2 protein-coding genes are annotated in these 1,989 nt (G+C 34.8%); both read left to right on the forward strand.

Going from position 1 to position 1,989, the window contains the following annotated elements; translation table 11 throughout:
- Window positions 1-1,404 (forward strand): DEAD/DEAH box helicase (locus tag ACNDLV_RS08065; RefSeq protein WP_498883090.1); only part of this gene is annotated, 1,404 nt, incomplete at its 5' end.
- A 1-nt stretch (window position 1,405) separates the two neighbouring features.
- A partial coding sequence (locus ACNDLV_RS08070) for an ATP-binding protein (protein WP_498883091.1) occupies window positions 1,406-1,989 on the forward strand: 584 nt, incomplete at its 3' end.

Genomic DNA, 1,989 nt, shown 5'->3' on the forward strand with positions numbered 1-1,989 from the left:
AATACTTTGGAAGAAATTCGCGTGTTTAAACTTCGAGATTATCAATTAAAAACTATTAATAAAATTTATGACTCAATAAAAAGCGGTCACAAAAAGATTATAGTACAGCAACCACCACGAACTGGGAAGACTGTAATTATGGCAGAAATAGCCCGTAGAACGACTTTAAAAGGTAATAGGCTATTATTCCTAATCCATCGAAAAGAAGTCTTAGAACAAGCAATAAACACTTTCAAGCAACAAGAAGTGGATATGGAGTTGGCCACCATGGGGATGGTTCAAACGTTATATCGAAAAGTTAATCGATTGCCTGAACCTCAACTAATTCTTATAGATGAAGCACATCATGCTGCAGCTAAAACATATCAAACTATTCTTAATGCCTTTCCTAATGCTTTTGTTCTTTTATTTACTGCAACGCCGATTAGAACGGGTAAAAAACAGTTAGATCAAGTTGCAGATGACATTATTGTAGGAGAATCCATTAAAAATCTTATATCTCAAGGATATTTAGCTAATTTTAAGTACTTCGCTAGAAAAGATGTTGATACGAAAAAACTTAAAAAAACATCAACTGGTGATTTTACTAATGCTTCTATGGAAGAAGCTGTTTCAACAAAAATCTATGGTCATGTTTTAGACAACTACCTAAGAATTGCTAAAGGTAAACAGGCTGTAGTATTCACCTATTCAGTTGAATCAGCTAAAAGAATTGCTAAGCAATTTAATTCAGCAGGTATTACAGCTGAAGAATTAGATGGAAATACTGATACTGCTACTAGAGAATCAATCGTTAACGATTTTAGAAATAAAGAAATTACTATTTTGGTTAACGTAAATCTTTTCACTGAAGGTGTGGACTTACCAGATGTTGATTGTGTAATTATGACACGACCTACAGCAAGTCTGGCACTATACTTACAGTTTTCGATGCGATGCTTAAATCCTAGAAAAGGTAAAACAGCAATCATCATAGACCATGTTGGTAATTATGAACGCTTTGGTTTACCTAACAGCGAAAGGGATTGGCGTACAGCTATTGTTACTAAAGATAAGAAAACTAAAAAGAAACAACAAAATGATTCTTTATCAATTGTACAGTGTGATTTCTGTTTTAGAGTCTTTGAGAGGAGTGATATAAAAAATGGAACCTGCCCTGGGTGCGGAAATCCAATTAAAGTGAGAAAAGCACCTGAGGTAACGAACGACCAACTTCAAGAAGTCATTCAGGATAGAAAGAATTTGGTCGAAAAAATTATTTCTGATAACACAAAACTTGCAATAGCTGGTAAACAGCTTTCAGAACTTCATACATATAAAGAACTTAAAGCTTATGCAGATTTACATGGCTATCGTCCAGGTTGGATTTTTTATCAGTTGAAAAATAGAAAGCGAGGACATTAATTTGGGTATTCTACCTAAAGATGAAGTTATTCAACCAAAAAGTGAACCACATAACTTCTTTATTTACGGGGCGCCACTAGCTGGAAAGTCGTTTTTTGCAAGCCACTTTCCACACCCTCTTATCTTGAATACTGATGGGAATGCACTTCAGCAATCGGCCCCTTCAATTCAAATTAGAAATATCAGAAGTGGTAATTCTAATAAACCACTCAAACAATCTGCTATTGAACAGTTAACAGATATCATTACTGAATTAGAAACTACTGACCATACTTATAAAACACTGGTTGTAGATGTAATTGATGATATCTGCGTCATGATGGAGCAAGCTATCTGCTTAGAAGCTGGAGTAACCTCACTTGCTGATTTAGGTTATGGCCGTGGATATGCAATGTTTAATAGTGCATTACAACAATTTGTTGTAGATCTTAAAGCTTTACCGATGGATATCATTTTTATCAGTCGTGAGCTAGAAGAATCTGAAATGGGGAGTTCAGTAGCTCCTACACTCAAACCCTCGCTTAAGAAAAAATACTACAACATTGTAGCAGGAAATTGCGATGTAGTTATTCACTTACGAAAGTT

This window comes from Lactobacillus fornicalis, from assembly GCF_055362665.1.